This is a genomic window from Vibrio galatheae (assembly GCF_000967545.1).
In the GTDB taxonomy this organism is placed as follows: Bacteria; Pseudomonadota; Gammaproteobacteria; order Enterobacterales; family Vibrionaceae; genus Vibrio; species Vibrio galatheae.
Map to the genome: position 1 here is coordinate 1 of NZ_JXXV01000009.1, position 3344 is coordinate 3344.

At 50.2% G+C, this 3344-nt stretch carries 2 rRNA genes; both read left to right on the plus strand.

Annotation, left to right across the window (positions count from 1 at the left end):
- Positions 1-250: 250 nt before the first annotated feature.
- Positions 251-3140, plus strand: a 23S ribosomal RNA gene (locus tag TW81_RS04435).
- Between the two features lie 89 nt (positions 3141-3229).
- A 5S ribosomal RNA gene (rrf, locus tag TW81_RS04440) occupies positions 3230-3344 on the plus strand; the annotation flags it as partial.

Here is a 3344-nt window from a genome sequence, read left to right on the forward strand (position 1 = left end):
GCTCTTTAACAATTTGGAAAGCTGACGAATAACAACAATCCCCATCTCATTGAGATGCGTTGTTATTCAAATTAAAAGTTCTCAAATCCTAATGACTTGTTCATTAGGGTCCAACACACATTCAAGTGTTCTTGGAAACACCACAACTCGTTGTGATGTTTATATTTGAGTCCGGCAAAATCGTGCCTGCGCATGTATAAAAATGCAGGCAACTTTGGTTGTTTAAACAGAAGACCCTTTGGGGTTGTATGGTTAAGTGACTAAGCGTACACGGTGGATGCCTTGGCAGTCAGAGGCGATGAAAGACGTAGTAACTTGCGATAAGCCCAGATTAGGTAGTAACAACCATTTGAGTCTGGGATTTCTGAATGGGGAAACCCAATACCATAAGGTATTACTGTTAACTGAATACATAGGTTAACAGGGCGAACCGGGGGAACTGAAACATCTAAGTACCCCGAGGAAAAGAAATCAACCGAGATTCCGAAAGTAGCGGCGAGCGAAATTGGACTAGCCCTTAAGCTTTTAATGAGACAGGTGAAGGCTCTGGAAAGTGCCGCGATACAGGGTGATAGCCCCGTAACCGACATCTCATCATCAGTGAAATCGAGTAGGGCGGGACACGTGATATCCTGTCTGAATATGGGGGGACCATCCTCCAAGGCTAAATACTACTGACTGACCGATAGTGAACCAGTACCGTGAGGGAAAGGCGAAAAGAACCCCTGTGAGGGGAGTGAAATAGAACCTGAAACCGTGTACGTACAAGCAGTAGGAGCACCCTCGTGGTGTGACTGCGTACCTTTTGTATAATGGGTCAGCGACTTATATTCAGTAGCAAGGTTAACCATCTAGGGGAGCCGTAGAGAAATCGAGTCTTAACTGGGCGTCGAGTTGCTGGATATAGACCCGAAACCAGGTGATCTAGCCATGGGCAGGTTGAAGGTTGAGTAACATCAACTGGAGGACCGAACCGACTAATGTTGAAAAATTAGCGGATGACTTGTGGCTAGGGGTGAAAGGCCAATCAAACCTGGAGATAGCTGGTTCTCCCCGAAATCTATTTAGGTAGAGCCTCGGACGAATACTACTGGGGGTAGAGCACTGTTAAGGCTAGGGGGTCATCCCGACTTACCAACCCTTTGCAAACTCCGAATACCAGTAAGTACTATCCGGGAGACACACGGCGGGTGCTAACGTCCGTCGTGGAGAGGGAAACAACCCAGACCGCCAGCTAAGGTCCCAAATTATAGCTAAGTGGGAAACGATGTGGGAAGGCTTAGACAGCTAGGATGTTGGCTTAGAAGCAGCCATCATTTAAAGAAAGCGTAATAGCTCACTAGTCGAGTCGGCCTGCGCGGAAGATGTAACGGGGCTAAGCTATAAACCGAAGCTGCGGCAATGAAGTTTACTTCATTGGGTAGGGGAGCGTTCTGTAAGCCGTTGAAGGTGTGTTGTAAAGCATGCTGGAGGTATCAGAAGTGCGAATGCTGACATGAGTAACGATAAAGGGGGTGAAAAACCCCCTCGCCGGAAGACCAAGGGTTCCTGTCCAACGTTAATCGGGGCAGGGTAAGTCGACCCCTAAGGCGAGGCCGAAAGGCGTAGTCGATGGGAAACGGGTTAATATTCCCGTACTTCTTACAATTGCGATGGGGGGACGGAGAAGGCTAGGTGGGCCTGGCGACGGTTGTCCAGGTTCAAGTGCGTAGGCTGAAGAGTTAGGTAAATCCGGCTCTTCATAAGGCTGAGACACGACGTCGAGCATCTACGGATGTGAAGTCATTGATGCCATGCTTCCAGGAAAAGCCTCTAAGCTTCAGATTGTAAGGAATCGTACCCCAAACCGACACAGGTGGTCGGGTAGAGAATACCAAGGCGCTTGAGAGAACTCGGGTGAAGGAACTAGGCAAAATGGTACCGTAACTTCGGGAGAAGGTACGCTTCTGACGGTGAAGTCCCTTGCGGATGGAGCTATCGGAAGTCGCAGATACCAGGTGGCTGCAACTGTTTATTAAAAACACAGCACTGTGCAAAATCGTAAGATGACGTATACGGTGTGACGCCTGCCCGGTGCCGGAAGGTTAATTGATGGGGTTAGCGCTTGCGCGAAGCTCTTGATCGAAGCCCCGGTAAACGGCGGCCGTAACTATAACGGTCCTAAGGTAGCGAAATTCCTTGTCGGGTAAGTTCCGACCTGCACGAATGGCGTAATGATGGCCACGCTGTCTCCACCCGAGACTCAGTGAAATTGAAATCGCTGTGAAGATGCAGTGTACCCGCGGCTAGACGGAAAGACCCCGTGAACCTTTACTACAGCTTGGCACTGAACATTGACCCTACATGTGTAGGATAGGTGGGAGGCTTTGAAGACGGTACGCCAGTATCGTTGGAGCCGTCCTTGAAATACCACCCTTGTAGTGTTGATGTTCTAACTTAGACCCGTTATCCGGGTTGAGGACAGTGCCTGGTGGGTAGTTTGACTGGGGCGGTCTCCTCCCAAAGAGTAACGGAGGAGCACGAAGGTGGGCTAATCACGGTTGGACATCGTGAGGTTAGTGCAATGGCATAAGCCCGCTTGACTGCGAGAATGACAATTCGAGCAGGTGCGAAAGCAGGTCATAGTGATCCGGTGGTTCTGTATGGAAGGGCCATCGCTCAACGGATAAAAGGTACTCCGGGGATAACAGGCTGATACCGCCCAAGAGTTCATATCGACGGCGGTGTTTGGCACCTCGATGTCGGCTCATCACATCCTGGGGCTGAAGTCGGTCCCAAGGGTATGGCTGTTCGCCATTTAAAGTGGTACGCGAGCTGGGTTTAGAACGTCGTGAGACAGTTCGGTCCCTATCTGCCGTGGGCGTTGGAAGATTGAAGGGGGCTGCTCCTAGTACGAGAGGACCGGAGTGGACGAACCTCTGGTGTTCGGGTTGTGTCGCCAGACGCATTGCCCGGTAGCTAAGTTCGGAATCGATAACCGCTGAAAGCATCTAAGCGGGAAGCGAGCCCTGAGATGAGTCTTCCCTGACCCCTTGAGGGTCCTAAAGGGTTGTTCGAGACTAGAACGTTGATAGGCAGGGTGTGTAAGCGCTGTGAGGCGTTGAGCTAACCTGTACTAATTGCCCGTGAGGCTTAACCATACAACACCCAAAGGGTTTTGATGGACTCAAAGCAAGAACAAATTGAATGTGTCAGAACGAAAAAACAGCTTTCCGAATTAAAGAATTTGCTTGGCGACCATAGCGATTTGGACCCACCTGATTCCATGCCGAACTCAGAAGTGAAACGAATTAGCGCCGATGGTAGTGTGGGGTTTCCCCATGTGAGAGTAGGACATCGCCAGG